The organism is Bradyrhizobium sp. LTSPM299 (assembly GCF_000938235.1).
Taxonomy (GTDB): Bacteria; Pseudomonadota; Alphaproteobacteria; order Rhizobiales; family Xanthobacteraceae; genus Bradyrhizobium.
In genome coordinates this window covers 24,212-38,566 of sequence record NZ_JYMU01000068.1, presented here as the reverse complement: position 1 = coordinate 38,566, position 14,355 = coordinate 24,212, and the positions used below count along the sequence as shown (strand labels likewise).

The following is a 14,355-nucleotide window of genomic DNA, read 5'->3' as shown; positions in this document are numbered from 1 at the left end:
CTCGCATCCATCGCGCTCCTGCAGATCGTTCTGAGGACCGACTTGGCCAGGCGGTCTTCGAATAAGCGGGGGATCAAGGGACGCGATCGCGGCCTGGACTCTCCGCATATGAGCAACTTGGAGGTTTATTATGAATTTGGTGAAGAGCCTTATCCTGGGCTCGGCGGCTGCGCTCGTCGCGGTCGGCGGAGCTCAGGCGGCCGATCTTCCCGTCAAGGCCAAAGCGGTCGAGTACGTGAAGGTTTGCTCCCTGTATGGTCCCGGCTTCTACTACATCCCCGGCACCGACACCTGCATCAAGCTGGGCGGCTACCTGCGCGCTGACGTGCTGGCGAACACGAACACTGTCTCCGGCCCGAACTACAACGGCGCCAACGGTGCCAACAACCGCTTCACGAACGGCTACACCTGGCGCTCGCGTGAAGACTTCAACATCGACACCCGTACCGCCACCGAATACGGCGTGGTCCGTACCTACTTCGACGCGGTGTTCACCTGGACGTCGGACGCCTACGGCGCCAACACTGCTACTCCGGGCGCGACCATCTACGCGCCGCTCGGCACGTCCTCCGCGCCGGGCAACGCGAGTGGCGGCAACGTCGCCGGCGGTGCGCTCGGCGTCTATTACGCCTTCATCCAGTTCGCTGGCTTCACCATCGGCAAGTCGGTCTCGCAGTTCGCTGCTCCTTGGAACGGCTATCCGGGCAACAACTACGACGGTCTCGTCGGTGGCGTGAACACGACCACCGGTGTGAACCAGTTCAGCTACACTGCGCAGTTCGGTAATGGCTCGACGTTTACTCTGTCCGCGCAGGACCAGACGGCGTACTCGCAGGCTGGCACGAACAACCTCGCCGCTGGTGGTGCTTACGGCTCCAGCGACCTGGCCGGCACGATCGCGCCGGACTTGATCGCTTCGTTCAAGGTCGAGCAGGCCTGGGGTCTGTTCCAGGCGTCGTTCGCGGCGCATGACAACCACGCGGCCTACTACGGCGCCACTGAGGTCTCCGGTCATCCGGACGACAAGTGGGGCTGGGCCGGTGCGCTGGCCTTGTCGATCAAGAACATCCCGACCGGCGCTGGCGACACGATCAACGTCCAGGGCGTCTATACGGATGGTGCAACCCGTTACAACATCCAGGACCTCGCCAGCCAGGCCAGCTCGATCGCGATCTACAGCGGTTCGAGCCTGCCGGGCGTCTATGGCAGCGTCGGCTTCGGTACGGCACCTGACACGGTGTTCATCGCCGGCGGTCAGCAGCAGACCATCAGGACCTGGGGTATGCGCGGTGCGTTCACCCACAACTGGAATCCCTACTGGAACACCAGCCTCTACGGTGCTTATGCCGCGATCATGTATAACGACACGGCTAAGTCCTACATCTGCGGCGTTGGTGGTGTGGGCGGCACGTTCCGTACCGCATTCGCCGGCGGCGCTGGCGTGACCTCCTGCAACCCCGACTACAACATTGCGCAGCTCGGTCTGATCACCCGGTGGACCCCGGTCAAGAACCTGACCTTCTCGGCAGACGTGACCTACAGCCACATCGATCAGAAGTACGCGGGCACGATCACCACGTCCGCCGCTGCGATCGGCAAGCCGACCGCGACCTACGAGCTGAAGGATCAGGACACTGTGATGCTGCTCCTCCGCGCTCAGCGCAACTGGTAAACACCGGTTGATCTGATCACGATCCAACAGAACCCCGGCAGGAAACTGCCGGGTTTTTTTTATGGCGAGAATAAGCGGCGATCGCAGGTGCGACGCTTTGATCCACGCGAATGGCGAAGATTAGCCATGCGATTCACTGGTCCGCAAACTTATTTACTTACCTGATTTACTAAACTACATAAGCAGTAGCCAACACATTCAATGATGGCTCTTAGCTTGCTGCTAAGCCTCCCGAACCTCCGGCAATGCCCTGCCGGAGGTTTTTGATTCAGGGATTCGCGGCTTCATTTCCTGTTGGCGGCGGAGAACTGCGAATAGATGATTTTCAGATTCGCAAACGCCGACGGCATCGAGTTGGCGTCGACATACGGCGTGTACTGGTACAGGAACAGCAGATTGTCATCGATGTAGGTGACGACGAACAGCGCAAGCATCGTCGAGAGATCGCCGGCCTTCGTCTTCACCTTCTGCAGCGTCGCGACATAGCAGACCTCGCCCTTGGTTTCGTCGAGCACGCCGAGCGCCTTGGCATCGACGGCGGAATTCCCGTTGGCGTAGTCCTCGGCCGCCTTCGTCAGCTTGACCTTGTCTTCGGCTGAATACTCCCGCGTCTTCAGCTCGTCGCAGGTCTCGGACACGGTCTTTGACGATGACTTTCCGATCGCGGCGGTGGCCGCGGTCACGTAGAACTTGGTCTGCATGAACTGGTTGGTCTTGCGCATTTGCGCCAGCTCCTTGCAGTCGGGAAACGCAGCAATGACGGTGACCCCGGCGGTGTTCATCAGGTTGATCACACTGGTGAGCCAACCGGCGTCGTGCTTGTTGGATTTGTCGACTTCGCAGAACCCGGCCGGTGGCGAGACACTGAGCGTCTTGTCTCCGATCTTGGCCTGCCGTGCTTCGGCGGCCACTGCGGACAGCAAGGTGATGACGACGAATGCGAGGCTCAGGACGCGCATGAATATCCCCCCAAAAGAAAACACTTAACGATCAATTCGCTTCAGCGAGGCTGGAAGCATCGCGCACAGATTGCGTGCGTTTCCTTCGCTTTTCAAGAAACGGACTATTACGGGCCCGACGAGCCGGACGGTGGTCCGAAGACGGAGATAAACGGAAACAGAAACAGAAACAGAACGCCCTTGGCGGGAGCCGGCGGCCGAGATCGTTCGATGGGTCCGCAGCTGCCGCCGCTACCGATTCGACGCCGTCAAGATTTGACGGAATCGATCCGTAATGCATTCTCGCGGTCCATGGGGCGCTTCAGGAACAGCCGCCTGGCTCGTATGAGCAGCGGTCAGTATTGCTTGATACGGGATCTCGGGCTGGTGAAAGGCGGCAAGGGGCTGCGGCACCACGAGGTGGTCCTCGATTTCTCGTGGCGCGGCCTGCTCAGGCTGTTCATTCCGCCGCGCGGACGTCCTGCGGCGATTGCGCGGCGGGTGCCGTTGATGGGCGATGACTCCGTGATGTAGTGTGCATCGGCCAAACGGTTGGGATTGCGATCCGCGCTTCAACCGGAACAAAAACAAGCAGGGAAGAAACGGATCTCAGATGAAGGATTTTGCCGGAAAGATTGCCGTGATCACGGGTGGTGGCACGGGCATGGGGCGTGAACTGGCGCGCCAGCTGGTCGCAGAAGGCTGCAATGTCGCGATGTGCGACGTCTTGGCCGAGGCGATGGCGGAGACCAAGCGGCTCTGCGAGGTCGAGAAGTTGCCGCAGGGCCTGCGCATCACGACCCACATCGCCGACGTCTCGATCGAGGATCACTACAAGCGGTTTCGCGACGAGCTGATCGAGCAGCAGGCCACCGACAAGATCCATCTGTTGTTCAACAATGCCGGCATCGGCGGCGGCGGCAGCCTGTTCACCAACACGCGCGAGCAATGGGAGCGCACCTTCAACATCTGCTGGGGCGGCGTCTATCTCGGCGTCCGCACCTTCCTGCCGCTGCTGGTGAAGGCCGACGAGGCCCACATCGTCAACACCTCGAGCGTCAACGGCTTCTGGGCCTCGGTCGGCATGGGCGTGTCGCACACTGCCTATAGCGCCGCGAAATTCGCGGTGAAGGGCTTTACGGAGGCGCTGATCAACGATCTTCGCCTCAACGCGCCGCACGTCAAATGTTCGGTGGTGATGCCCGGCCATATCGGTACCTCGATCGTGTCGAACTCGCGCAAGGTGCAGCTCGGCACCGAGTCCAACCAGCTCACCGTCGACGAGCTGACCCAGGCACGCCAGCGCCTGAAGGGGCAGGGCATCGACGTCGCAAAGATGTCGGACGCGGAAATCCAGCAGCTTGCGCTCGATCGCGACCGCATCTTCCGCGACGAGGCGCCGACCACGGCGGCGGCCGCCGCTAAAATTATCCTCGACGGCGTCAAGGCCGACCGCTGGCGCATCCTGGTCGGCAACGACGCGCATCTGCTCGACGAGCGCGTGCGCAAGACGCCCGAGCAGGCCTATACGCCGGAGTTCTATCAGAGCATCGTGGCGGCGACCGGCTGGAAGGTCGGCTGATTAACCGCGTGCTGCGCGTTGGCGTGAGCCCGTCTGGTAGGCGAGGCGGGAGTGCCCTGAGCAATAGGGCATGCCACCGAGCGGCGTGTTGCCGCAGAAGCAGAAGTCGTGGGCACCCGGCGTGCTGATCGGCCAGCGGCAGCGCTGCTCGCTCAGTTCGAACAGCGAGCAGCTGTTTGAGCTGACGATCGGCACAGCGCCATGGGGCTGTTCGTAGACGGCCTGCAGCAATTGCAGTTGTTGCTTTGCCCTCGTCTTGGGTGCTGTGGGGACGGTGGACTTCTTCCGCCGGGCTCGGCGCTCGTCGGGCGTCGCGTGCGTGAGGTTCAGTCGGGAGAGCTTGCCGATCACGGCGTTGCGGCTGACGCCGATATTGACGGCGATGTCGCGGCAGGAGAGGCCGGCTTCAAAATAGCTTCTGAGCTGTTCGACGCGCTCGGGCGTCCAGGTTGGTTCGATCATCTGACGGTTCCACGTTCTGTGAACCGCCGCGCCGGTGCGTGCTCCCTCAGGGCGCGCGGCCGTTGTCGCGGATTGCAAGCAACCCGTCCTTGATGGCGAGCCGAATGCCTTCCTCGATCAATGTCCGTGCAACGCCCGGGACGCTCGTGCCGTGGGTGCCCTGTCTCACCAGCCTCTCAAGATATCCGATGGTCGAGAGCGCCAACGTGACCGGTACGCGGTCGGTTTCGGCCTTTTCCGTAGCCATGAGAGAACGCTAACTCTGAACGCGTGTACTGAAAAGTATCTATTTAGAGTCTATTTAGGAATAGGGCACGAAGTCAAGGCGGATGCATCGGGCTGCGCTTCACCGGCCACGCGCGACCATCCCGCCGCTTCGGCGGGGCCTTCGGTGAGCTCAGAATCTCAAATCTGGATAAGGGGTTAGGGGCGTAATTCGACCTTGACCTGGAACTTCTTGAGCAACCGCTCAGCGGTTTCCGCCTTGTCCGGCGTCGCGGTCACGCTGAGGTACAGCCCGCGGGACGGGTCGGTGATCGCCTCCACGCTGACCTCTCCAGACAGCCCCTCCAGCGCCAGCAGCTCGCGCGCGGCTTCGCCGGCGGCGATCTCGCGGAGCTTGGGCTTGAAGATCTTGCCGACGGGGGTGACTGGCATCTCGGCGATGACCGAAACCGCGCGCGGCCGCGCCGGCGGCTCGGGGATGTTGTCCTGGACGAAGGCCGCGAGCGCCTGCGCATCGATGTGGACGCCAGGCTGTGCCGAGACGAACAGCATCGGCACTTCACCGGCATAGGCGTCGGGACGGCCGACCGCGGCGGCGAGCGCGACACCCGGGAATTGCAGCGCCGCGTCCTCGATCGCGCGCGGATCGATATTGTGGCCGCCGCGGATGATGACGTCCTTGGCGCGGCCCAGGATGTAGACGAAGCCATCGGCATCGATCCGGCAGATGTCGCCGGTGTGCAACCAGCCGTCGCGGAAGGCTTCCTCGGTCTGCTGCTTGTCGACGTAGCCCGCGAACACCTGCGGCCCCCTGGTGAGGAGTTCGCCGACCGGCGACGGCCATGGTCCGGTGTGCAATTGGCCACCCTCGAGGATCGCAAGCTCGACCAGAGGATTGCGGGTGCCGACGCTCTCGGCACGCGGCTTCACGCCGTGCACGTCGTGGGTGATGGCGCCGGCGAGCTCGGTCATGCCGTAGAGCTGCTGGATGCAGGGGCCGCCCCAGGCGGCGAGATAACGCCGCTCGATTTCCGGTGGGCAGACCGAGGCGCCGATGGCGGTGACGCGCAGGCTCGAGATGTCGCTGTCGCCGACCGGGACGTCGGCGATCGCGCCGAGCGTGGTCGGCACGCCGCCGGCGATATTGACGCGGTATGTCTCGACAATGTTCCAGAAGTGCCTGATCAGTGTAGGATCGCGCGCGCCGGCCGGGCCGGGGATGAACATGGTCGTGCCGGCCGCGAGAGCATTGGCCGAGGTGCAAAAAAGTCCGCCGACATGGAACAGCGGCATCGTGATCATCGCACGTTCGCCACGATGGAAGTCGAGCGCCATCCGCGAGGAGACGGTGGAGGCGACCATCGCGCGGTTCGTCAGCCGCGCCACCTTGGGATGCCCGGTGGTACCGCCGGTCGGCAGCATCACCGCGACGCGGTCGGCCTCGCTGATGTCCTTTGACTTGCCGTAGTCGTCGCGCCAGGCTGGATCTGATAGCAGCACCTCGCCATCGAATGCGATTGAGCCGTCGAGCGGCACGATCACGATACGCTTGAGGCTCGGCACCTCGCGCTGCAGGCCCTCGATCTTCTCATAGAGCCCGCCCGGCGTGCCCGGCGGCGGCGCCAGCAACAGTTTTGCCTTGATGGCATTGAGCTGCGCTATGATCGCCTCGCGCGTGAACAGCAGATTGAGCGGCTCGGCGATACCGCAGGCGGCCGCACCGAAGATCGCGATCATGGTCGCGGGACAGACCGGCAGCAGGATCGCCACCGCGTCGTCCTTGCCGATGCCGTGCCTACGGAAGTAGGTCTCGGCCGCCTTGATGCAGCCCATCAGATGATCGTTCGAGATCACGACCGGGTTCGGATCGAGCGGCGAGCGTAGATAGATCGCGGCTTCGGCCTCCGGCGCGCCGAGCGGGCCGCGGGCAATCAGGTCGAGAATGCGCGGGCAGGCGGCCAGCGTCTCCCGCATCTCCTTGTCGCGCGCTGCCTCGTCGGCCGGCGAAAGCCTGTCCTTCAGCATGTCCGTCCCTGTCGTTTTTGTTCGTTGGGACAGGGAGTGTACCGAGTGCGTGTCGCCAAGCACAAGTGCGGCGATTTATCACCCGGTCATTCCGGTGCTCGCGTAGCGAGAACCCGGAATCTCGAGATTGGCTTGCACGCTTACCAATCTCGAGATTCCGGGTTCGATGCTGCGCATCGCCCCGGAATGACGCAGGTGGTCGGTCACCCGTGCACGACCGATTTGGCGATCATGCAGTGAATGCCCTTCGAGCCGTTCACGGTCTGCGTCACGCGCAGGTCGGCGGCGAGGCTGCACAGCATGTAGGCGTCCTCGCGGGAGAGATTACGCTTCTCGCCGAGCAGGACGATCATGTCGCGCAGCGCCCGCACCACGCACTGGTCGAGGTCGGGATCCATCGCCATCGTCATGTAGTGATCGGCGGTCTCGGCGCGCGGATAGGCAAGCTTGATGTCCTTGCGCAAGGTGAAGCGGAAGCGGCCGGTCAGCGCGGTCTCGATCGCGGTGACGCAGACTTCGCCGTCGCCCTGCACGCCATGGCCGTCGCCGCAGGAAAACAGCGCGCCCGGCACGAACACCGGCAGATAGAGTTTGGCGCCGGGCCCCAATTCCTTGTTGTCGAGATTGCCGCCCATCGCGCGCGGGATCAGCGAGGAGATGCGGCCCCAGGCCGGCGGCGGCGACACGCCCATCACGCCGAAGAACGGTTTTAACGGCAGGTCGAGGCCCCAGGGCATGCGGCCGACCATGCGTTCGCGATCGAGCGGGATGTTGACGAGGCGCGGCTCATGGAAATCGTCGGGCAGGGTGCCCGACAACGGCTTGATCAGATTGTAGCCCCAGTCCTGCCGGAGCTGGACATCGAGGATGTCGACCTCGAGCACGTCGTCGGGTTCGGCACCCCTTACCGCGATCGGGCCGGTGAGGATGTGCCCCGGCAGCATCCGTTCCACCTTGGCGTGGATGTCGGCCAATTCCGGCGGGACGTGAAACTGTTTCCGATCGGGCACCACGTCGGCACCGCCGCTGATGGTTTCGATCGTGACCTCGTCGCCGCTCGCAATCGTCAGGACCGGCTTCAGCCTGGCTTCAAAAAAACCCCAATGACAGGTTTCGGGACTGGATTTCAGCTGATGATGGGTCATCTGACGTCTTTCGATTGCGCTTCCGGCAGCGTATGACGCTGTGGCAGAACTTCCCAGAGGCTTCCCTTGTTTTTTGTACTCTCCAAAACGCTCGGCATCATGCTGCTGCCGGTGAATCTGTTGATCGGCGTCGGCTTGCTGGGCGCTGCCCTGATGCCGACGCGGTTTGCGGCGCTCGGTCGCAGGTTGGTGGTCGCTGCTTCCGTGCTGCTTGCGGTGATCGCCTTTTCGCCGGTCGGCAACCTCCTGATCTATTCGCTGGAGCAGCGCTTCCCGCCCTGGACTCCCGCGCGCGGCGCGCCTGACGGCATCATCATTCTTGGCGGATCGGTCGATCCGGATATCTCATTCGCGCATAAGATTCCAGTGGTGCGACAGGCTCCGGACCGCGTGATCGTCGCGGCGGAGCTGGCGCGGCAATATCCTGACGCGCGCATCGTGTTTACCGGCGGCAATGCCAACCTGGTTTCGAACGATGCCAAGGAAGGCGACTATGCAGGCGAGGTGCTGGAGGGCCTTGGCGTTGACAAGTCTCGCCTGACGATTGAACGGCAGTCGCGCAACACGGTGGAGAACGCCGAATTCTCCAAGGCGCTGGTCAATCCGAAGCCGGGCGAGCGCTGGCTTTTGATCACGTCGGCCTATCACATGCCGCGCTCGGTCGGGTTGTTCCGCAAGGCGGGATTTGCGGTCGAACCCTATCCGGTCGACTGGCGCGTCGGCCGGCTGGGCGATCTGTTCGTCGCCAATTTCGCGATGGACGGGCTGTCGCGCACCGAGATCGCCGTTCGCGAATGGCTCGGGCTCGTCGCTTACAGGCTGAACGGCAAGACCGATACGCTGTTCCCGGGGCCGTAAGGCGCCCTGACGCGCGACGGGATTGTCGCCTCCGCTCGCTTATCCGGCTAGCATCACAACAGGCGGCACGAAGCCGCCGATCACGGGAGTTCACGCCATGCAACAGCAGACACCGCCGGAACAGTTCGACTTCGCCGCTGTCGTGGCTGATCTCAACAATCTGCTGCGGCTGAAGACCACGGTGATCGGCATCAAGATGTTCCCCCGCGTCGAGGACATGGAGGCGATCCCGAAAATCCGCCGGCCGCAGGCCATCCACACCACCGACCAGATCGTCAGCATGGCGTCGCGGCTCGGCTGGACCGTCGGCATCACCGGCGACGATCTGGTCGGCGCGCAGTGCCGCGCGGTGATCGGGCTCGCTCCGCAGGATGAGAAATGGCTCGCCGGTGAAAATTATGTCGGCGTCTGGCACGGCACAGCGGAGGATGCGCGCAAGCGCCAGGAGGCGCTCGACGTCGTGCCTTATGGCCAGTACCAGGCGATGGCGGTGAGCCCGCTGACCAGCGGCCGGCTCAATCCGCCTGACATCTGCCTCGTCTATGCGACGCCGGGACAGATGATCATCCTGATCAACGGACTGCAGTATGTTGGTTATAAGAAGTTCGAATGGGGCGTTGTCGGCGAGACCGCCTGCGCGGATTCCTGGGGCCGCGCATTGAAGACCGGCGAGCCGAGCCTTTCGCTGCCGTGCTTTGCCGAACGCCGCTATGGCGGCGTGCCCGACGAGGAAATGCTGATGGCGTTGCCACCGGCCTATCTGGTGAAGGCGATTGCGGGCATGAAGCAACTCGCCAAGAACGGCCTGCGCTATCCGATCGCGCCCTATGGCATTCAGGCCGATGTCCGCGCCGGGATGGGCGTGTCGTACGCGAAGAAGTAGCCGGGATTGCTTCCGTCGTCATTGCGAGGAGCGATAGCGACGAAGCAATCCACTGTCCCCGCGGAGGGAGATATGGATTGCTTCGCTGCGCTCGCAATGACAAAAGGGGCCAAATCCGCCCTATAGGAAACCTTGATTATGGCCTCGTCGAAATTCGACATTGTCGTCTATGGTGCTACCGGTTTCACCGGCCAGCTTGTCGCCGAGTATCTTGCCTCGCATTACAGCGACGGCAGCCTGACATGGGCAATGGCCGGACGCAGCAAGGACAAGCTCGCGTCGGTTCGTGATGCGATCGGCGCGCCGGCCGATACGCCGCTGATCGTCGCCGATGCCAGCGACGTTGCCTCGCTAAAGGCGATGGTGGCCCAAACCAAATCGGTGATCTCGACGGTCGGTCCGTATCAGCACTACGGCAATGAGCTGATCGCGGCCTGCGTGGAGACCGGTACTGACTATCTCGATCTCTGCGGTGAGCCGGTCTGGATGCGCCAGATGATCGACAAGCACGAGGCGACCGCGAAGGCGAGCGGCGCGCGCATCGTGTTCTCCTGCGGATTCGACTCGGTGCCGTTCGAGCTCGGCACCCTCTTCGTGCAGGAGGAAGCCAAGCGCGTGTTCGGCGCGCCGGCGCTGCGCGTCAAGGGCCGCGTGCGCGACATGCGCGGCACGCTGTCTGGCGGCACCGCGGCGAGCGCCAAGGCAACCTTCGATGCGATCGCGAAGGATCTCAGCCTTGTCGCGATCCTGAACAATCCGTTCGCGCTCACGCCGGAATTCGAAGGCCCGAAGCAGCCGCGCGGCAACAAGCCGGTCTTCGAGGACGATCTGCAATCCTGGGCCGCGCCGTTCATGATGGCGCTGATCAACACGCGTAACGTCCATCGCTCCAACATGCTGATGGGTTTTCCGTACGGCAAGGAATTCACCTACGACGAGATGGTGCTGACTGGTCCCGGTGAGAAAGGCGAGGAGAACGCGAAACGCGTGATGGCGCTCAATGCCGGCAAGACCGGCCCGAGCGCGCCGAAGCCGGGCGAGGGACCGTCGAAGGAAGAGCGAGAGAACGGACTCTACGATCTGCTCTATGTCGCTATCGCGCCCGACGGTCGCCAGGTCCGTGTCGCGATCAAGGGCGACCGCGATCCCGGCTACGGCTCGACCTCGAAGATGATCTCGGAATGCGCGATCTGCCTGCTGCGTGATACGCCCGAAGTCGCGGCGGGGTTCTGGACGCCGGGAGCCGCGATGCAGAGCAAGCTCATCAAGCGGCTGGTCGACAATGCTGGGTTGATGTTTAAGGTGGAATCGTAGGGTGGGCAAAGGCGCTCTTGCGCCGTGCCCACCATGTTTCCAAGCGTGCTCGCGAAGGTGGGCACGCTTGGCTTTGTCCACCCTGCGCACTCTTTGCGCGGCGCCTACGCCCCCCGCGGATCGTAGGCGTACATGAAATCCATTCCCTTGGCGGATAGCGGCAGCAGCAGCTTGATCATGTGATCGCGGATCCAGGCGCCGGTCGGGCTGAATTCGCGCTTGCTGTTGCCGTTGCGGCGGGCAATCGCCACGATCTTTTCGGCGCGCGGACGCCGCTCGTGCTCGAAGGCCTGGAAGGTCAGGCTGAGCTCCTGGCCGTCAAGCATCAACAGCCCGAGCCGCATTGCGTCTTCCAGCGCCAGCGATGCTCCCTGTCCGGCGTGCGGGCTGGTGGCATGCGCGGCGTCGCCGATCAAAAGCGTCCGCTTGCGTGACCAGGTTGGCAGGGTTGCGACGTCGAGCGTGTCTGTGACCACGATGTTCTCGGCTGCCTCGATGATGTCAGGGATCGGATCGTGCCAGCCGGCATGGAAGTCGCGCAAATGCTGCTTGAGCGCATCCTGGCTCATCATGCGGTAGGCTGCCGCCGTCATGCCGTGCGACGGCTGCGTGCTCCACCACATCGCGCCGTCATCGGGATCGGGGCTGCAGAAGCCGTAGCCGAAGAAGCCGCTTTGCCCGAACGTGGTTTCCAAGCGCTGTCCGATCGGCCGGTTTGCGAACACGGCGCGCGGTACGAAGCCGCCGAAGCCGATCAGCCCGGTATCGAACGGCGTCGGTCCGTCCGGGACCACATGCTGCCGCACCGCGGAATGCACGCCATCGGCGCCGATCACGAAATCGCCTTCGGCAGTCGAGCCGTCGGCGAAGGTGGCGATGACGGGTTGGTCGCCGCGGTCCTCGATCTTCACCAATCGCTTCTCGAAGAACACCCCGACGCTCGCGGACCAGGCCTTGTCGATCAGCGTCTCGCTCAAGGTGGCGCGGCACATGTTAACCGCGGGCTGGCCGAATCGCTCGCGCATGTTGCGATTGAGCGAGCCGAGCTTCTTGCCGGCTTGCGAGTAGAAGTCGAAGGATTCGGCAATCGAGCCGCGGCTGATCAGCTCGTCGGCGAGGCCGAGCTCTGCCAGCACGTGCATGCCGTTCGGAGAGATCTGGAGGCCGCCGCCGATGCCGGTGGCGTAGGGCCAGGCTTCATAGAGTTCGGCTTCGATGCCGGCGCGCCTCAAGAACATCGCGGTGACCGGACCTGCGATGCCGGCGCCGATGATCAGGGCTTTACGAGGACGTTGGGTCATGCCTTGCTCCGTGCATCCGTGTGGGTTAGGAAAGGTCAGTAGCTAATATTCTTAGTTACTAAGATAATCGGGGACTAAGATATGAAATCGGCTTTGTCAAGCCCGACCGCTCGTGATGCCTTGCTTCAGGAACTCGAGGAGGCGATGCGGCGGTCGTCCGCCCAGGGCGTGATGTACGGCCAAGCCGTTGCGAACATGGCCGGAATTTCCAACTCCGACATGGAATGCATGGACTTCCTCAACCTCGAGGGGCGGGTGACTGCCGGGCGTCTCGCCGAGGTGACCGGGCTGACCACGGGCGCCATCACCGGCGTGGTGGATCGTCTGGAGAAGGCGGGCTACGTGCGCCGCGAGCGGGACGAAAGCGATCGCCGCAAGGTCTTCATCTCGGTGGTGGAGGAGAAGGGCGCCGAGATCGGCAAGTTCTACGTGCCGATGCAACAAGCAATGCACAAGCTCTGGAGCCGCTACAGCGACGAGGAGTTGCGGTTGCTGCTGCGCTTCGCCAATGACGGTTACAAAGGCGTGCTGGAAGCAACCGAAGCATTGAAGACGGTGATCGAGATGCCGCCCGAGCAGCGCGCCAGTCTCAAGATGCCGCCGAAGTCCCAGCGCTGACCGGCGGTGCCGAATTGGCGCGGTAGCGCTCGGCCGCGGCGTACATGCCCCACATCGTGCCCAGCATCATCCAGAAGTGCCGCCAGTGGTCGGTATCGATGATGAAGCTTTCGCCGACGGTGCCGAGAAAGGCCGAGAACATCGCCAGATAGCTGCGCTGCCAGGGCACCCGCACGAAGACGTAGCGGAAACCCATGATCACGCTGACGAAGACCAGCGCCGGATAGCAGACGCCCGAGATCCAGCCGCCCGACATGAAGGCGTTGAGGTAGGAATTGTGGGTGTCTTCGGGGAAATAGGTGTGGAATTGCAGCGGCCCGATGCCGAACGGCATCTCGAGCGCCATCTGGGCGCCGAGGATGTGGCGGCCAAACCGGCCGAACCGCCCTTCGTCGTAGCTCTGGTCGAAGCTCGCGCGCTGCTTGAACATCTCCGCGATCGAATCGAATGACAGCAGCACGGCCAGCAGGGCCGCCGCGAGGATCACGGCGATCAGCGCCATCACGATGATGCGCGAGCGCTCTTTCGGCGAACGGCTGGTCAGCACCATCAGCGCCAGCATGAACGCCGCGGTGATCACCAGGCCGCCCCAGGCGGCGCGCGAAAACGCCAGCAGCACCGCGAGCGCCATGATGCAAAAGGCGATTGCGTTGCGGAATGCCTTGCCGAACCGGTCGGAGACGACGCTCTGCAACGCGAACAGCGCCGGCAGAATCAGGAACGCGCCGAGCACGTTCGGATCCTTGAAGGTGCCGCGGGCGCGGTCGTACAGGGTCAGCAGGTCATAGCCGCCGGGTACCAGGTGGAAATAGCCGGCGACACCCGAGATCGAGGCGATCATCGCGCCGACGATCAAGCCGCGGCGCAGCATGTCGAGGCGCGCTTCGGTGTCTTCCGAGATCACCATCGCGAAGAAGATGACGGTGATTGCCATGTACCAGGAGGTGAAGATCCAGTTCATCACCTCCGGCCTGTCGAGGAACGGAATGGCGCCGATGCTGTAGCCGATATTGAGCAGGATCAGCGCGAACAACAGCGGCATGAAGACGAGCCGCATCCGCACGCCCGTTCCGAAGAACACGACGCAGGCAGTCAGCGTGACGAGTTCGTACGGGCTCGGCTCGATGAACACGATGGCACCGGTCGCGCCGGCCAGCCACACCAGCGCCCGCTGCAACGCCAGCACGCCCGGCGGAGCCGTGACCGGCTGATAGGACGTCCCGGCTGCCGCCGCATAGGCCATCGGATACTCACGCAACGCAACACTAAGACACGCTCACTCCCGTCATTGCGAGGAGCGAAGCGACGAAGCAATCCATCTGCTCTTCAGCG

14 protein-coding genes are annotated in these 14,355 nt (G+C 63.3%); 7 read left to right on the top strand and 7 right to left on the bottom strand.

Annotated elements, in window-relative coordinates; translation table 11 throughout:
- Positions 1 to 130 precede the first annotated feature (130 nt).
- The gene (locus tag UP10_RS32060) at positions 131 to 1,672 is read left to right on the top strand and encodes a porin (RefSeq protein WP_044591201.1); all 1,542 of its coding nucleotides are present in this window, start codon (positions 131 to 133) and stop codon (positions 1,670 to 1,672) included.
- 284 nt (positions 1,673 to 1,956) lie between these two features.
- Here UP10_RS32060 and UP10_RS32055 read toward each other — a convergent pair whose 3' ends face one another.
- Positions 1,957 to 2,631: a hypothetical protein gene (locus UP10_RS32055; protein ID WP_044591200.1), complete on the bottom strand. Its 675-nt coding sequence runs from the start codon at positions 2,629 to 2,631 to the stop codon at positions 1,957 to 1,959.
- A gap of 210 nt (positions 2,632 to 2,841) precedes the next feature.
- On the opposite strand from UP10_RS32055, the gene UP10_RS46755 reads away from it, so the two are divergent.
- Together UP10_RS46755 and UP10_RS32050 are read left to right on the top strand one after the other, a co-directional pair.
- The gene (locus UP10_RS46755) at positions 2,842 to 3,144 is read left to right on the top strand and encodes a hypothetical protein (protein WP_245322005.1); all 303 of its coding nucleotides are present in this window, start codon (positions 2,842 to 2,844) and stop codon (positions 3,142 to 3,144) included.
- A 79-nt stretch (positions 3,145 to 3,223) separates the two neighbouring features.
- A complete protein-coding gene (locus tag UP10_RS32050; protein WP_044591199.1) occupies positions 3,224 to 4,192 on the top strand; it encodes an SDR family NAD(P)-dependent oxidoreductase in 969 nt (322 codons plus the stop codon).
- Here UP10_RS32050 and UP10_RS32045 read toward each other — a convergent pair whose 3' ends face one another.
- The 4 genes from UP10_RS32045 to UP10_RS32030 form a co-directional block, all read right to left on the bottom strand.
- The gene (locus tag UP10_RS32045; RefSeq protein ID WP_044591198.1) at positions 4,193 to 4,654 is read right to left on the bottom strand and encodes a GcrA family cell cycle regulator; all 462 of its coding nucleotides are present in this window, start codon (positions 4,652 to 4,654) and stop codon (positions 4,193 to 4,195) included.
- 46 nt (positions 4,655 to 4,700) lie between these two features.
- Positions 4,701 to 4,901, bottom strand: a complete 201-nt coding sequence (locus UP10_RS32040; protein WP_044542480.1) for a hypothetical protein — start codon at positions 4,899 to 4,901, stop codon at positions 4,701 to 4,703.
- 176 nt (positions 4,902 to 5,077) lie between these two features.
- Positions 5,078 to 6,904, bottom strand: coding sequence for an AMP-binding protein (locus UP10_RS32035; RefSeq protein WP_044591197.1), 1,827 nt, complete (start codon positions 6,902 to 6,904; stop codon positions 5,078 to 5,080).
- Between the two features lie 203 nt (positions 6,905 to 7,107).
- Complete coding sequence (locus UP10_RS32030) at positions 7,108 to 8,049, bottom strand: acetamidase/formamidase family protein (protein WP_044591196.1); 942 nt, start codon at positions 8,047 to 8,049, stop codon at positions 7,108 to 7,110.
- A 66-nt stretch (positions 8,050 to 8,115) separates the two neighbouring features.
- On the opposite strand from UP10_RS32030, the gene UP10_RS32025 reads away from it, so the two are divergent.
- The 3 genes from UP10_RS32025 to UP10_RS32015 all read left to right on the top strand — a co-directional run bounded on the left by UP10_RS32025 (position 8,116) and on the right by UP10_RS32015 (position 11,104).
- Positions 8,116 to 8,907 (top strand): YdcF family protein, encoded by a 792-nt coding sequence (locus UP10_RS32025; RefSeq protein ID WP_082077347.1) that lies wholly within the window; start codon positions 8,116 to 8,118, stop codon positions 8,905 to 8,907.
- A gap of 97 nt (positions 8,908 to 9,004) precedes the next feature.
- Positions 9,005 to 9,790: a DUF169 domain-containing protein gene (locus UP10_RS32020; protein WP_044591195.1), complete on the top strand. Its 786-nt coding sequence runs from the start codon at positions 9,005 to 9,007 to the stop codon at positions 9,788 to 9,790.
- A gap of 138 nt (positions 9,791 to 9,928) precedes the next feature.
- Complete coding sequence (locus tag UP10_RS32015; protein WP_044591194.1) at positions 9,929 to 11,104, top strand: saccharopine dehydrogenase family protein; 1,176 nt, start codon at positions 9,929 to 9,931, stop codon at positions 11,102 to 11,104.
- A gap of 104 nt (positions 11,105 to 11,208) precedes the next feature.
- Here the strand turns inward: UP10_RS32015 and UP10_RS32010 are convergent, their stop codons facing one another.
- Complete coding sequence (locus UP10_RS32010) at positions 11,209 to 12,405, bottom strand: FAD-dependent oxidoreductase (protein ID WP_044591193.1); 1,197 nt, start codon at positions 12,403 to 12,405, stop codon at positions 11,209 to 11,211.
- An 81-nt stretch (positions 12,406 to 12,486) separates the two neighbouring features.
- Between UP10_RS32010 and UP10_RS32005 the strand changes: the two genes are divergently transcribed.
- Positions 12,487 to 13,023 (top strand): MarR family winged helix-turn-helix transcriptional regulator, encoded by a 537-nt coding sequence (locus tag UP10_RS32005; RefSeq protein ID WP_156180410.1) that lies wholly within the window; start codon positions 12,487 to 12,489, stop codon positions 13,021 to 13,023.
- Here UP10_RS32005 and UP10_RS32000 read toward each other — a convergent pair.
- Entirely contained in the window at positions 12,995 to 14,266 is a 1,272-nt protein-coding gene (locus tag UP10_RS32000) for an O-antigen ligase family protein (RefSeq protein WP_044591192.1), read from the bottom strand. The two genes, UP10_RS32005 and UP10_RS32000, sit on opposite strands and share 29 nt — an antisense overlap.
- Between the last annotated feature and the right edge of the window lie 89 nt (positions 14,267 to 14,355).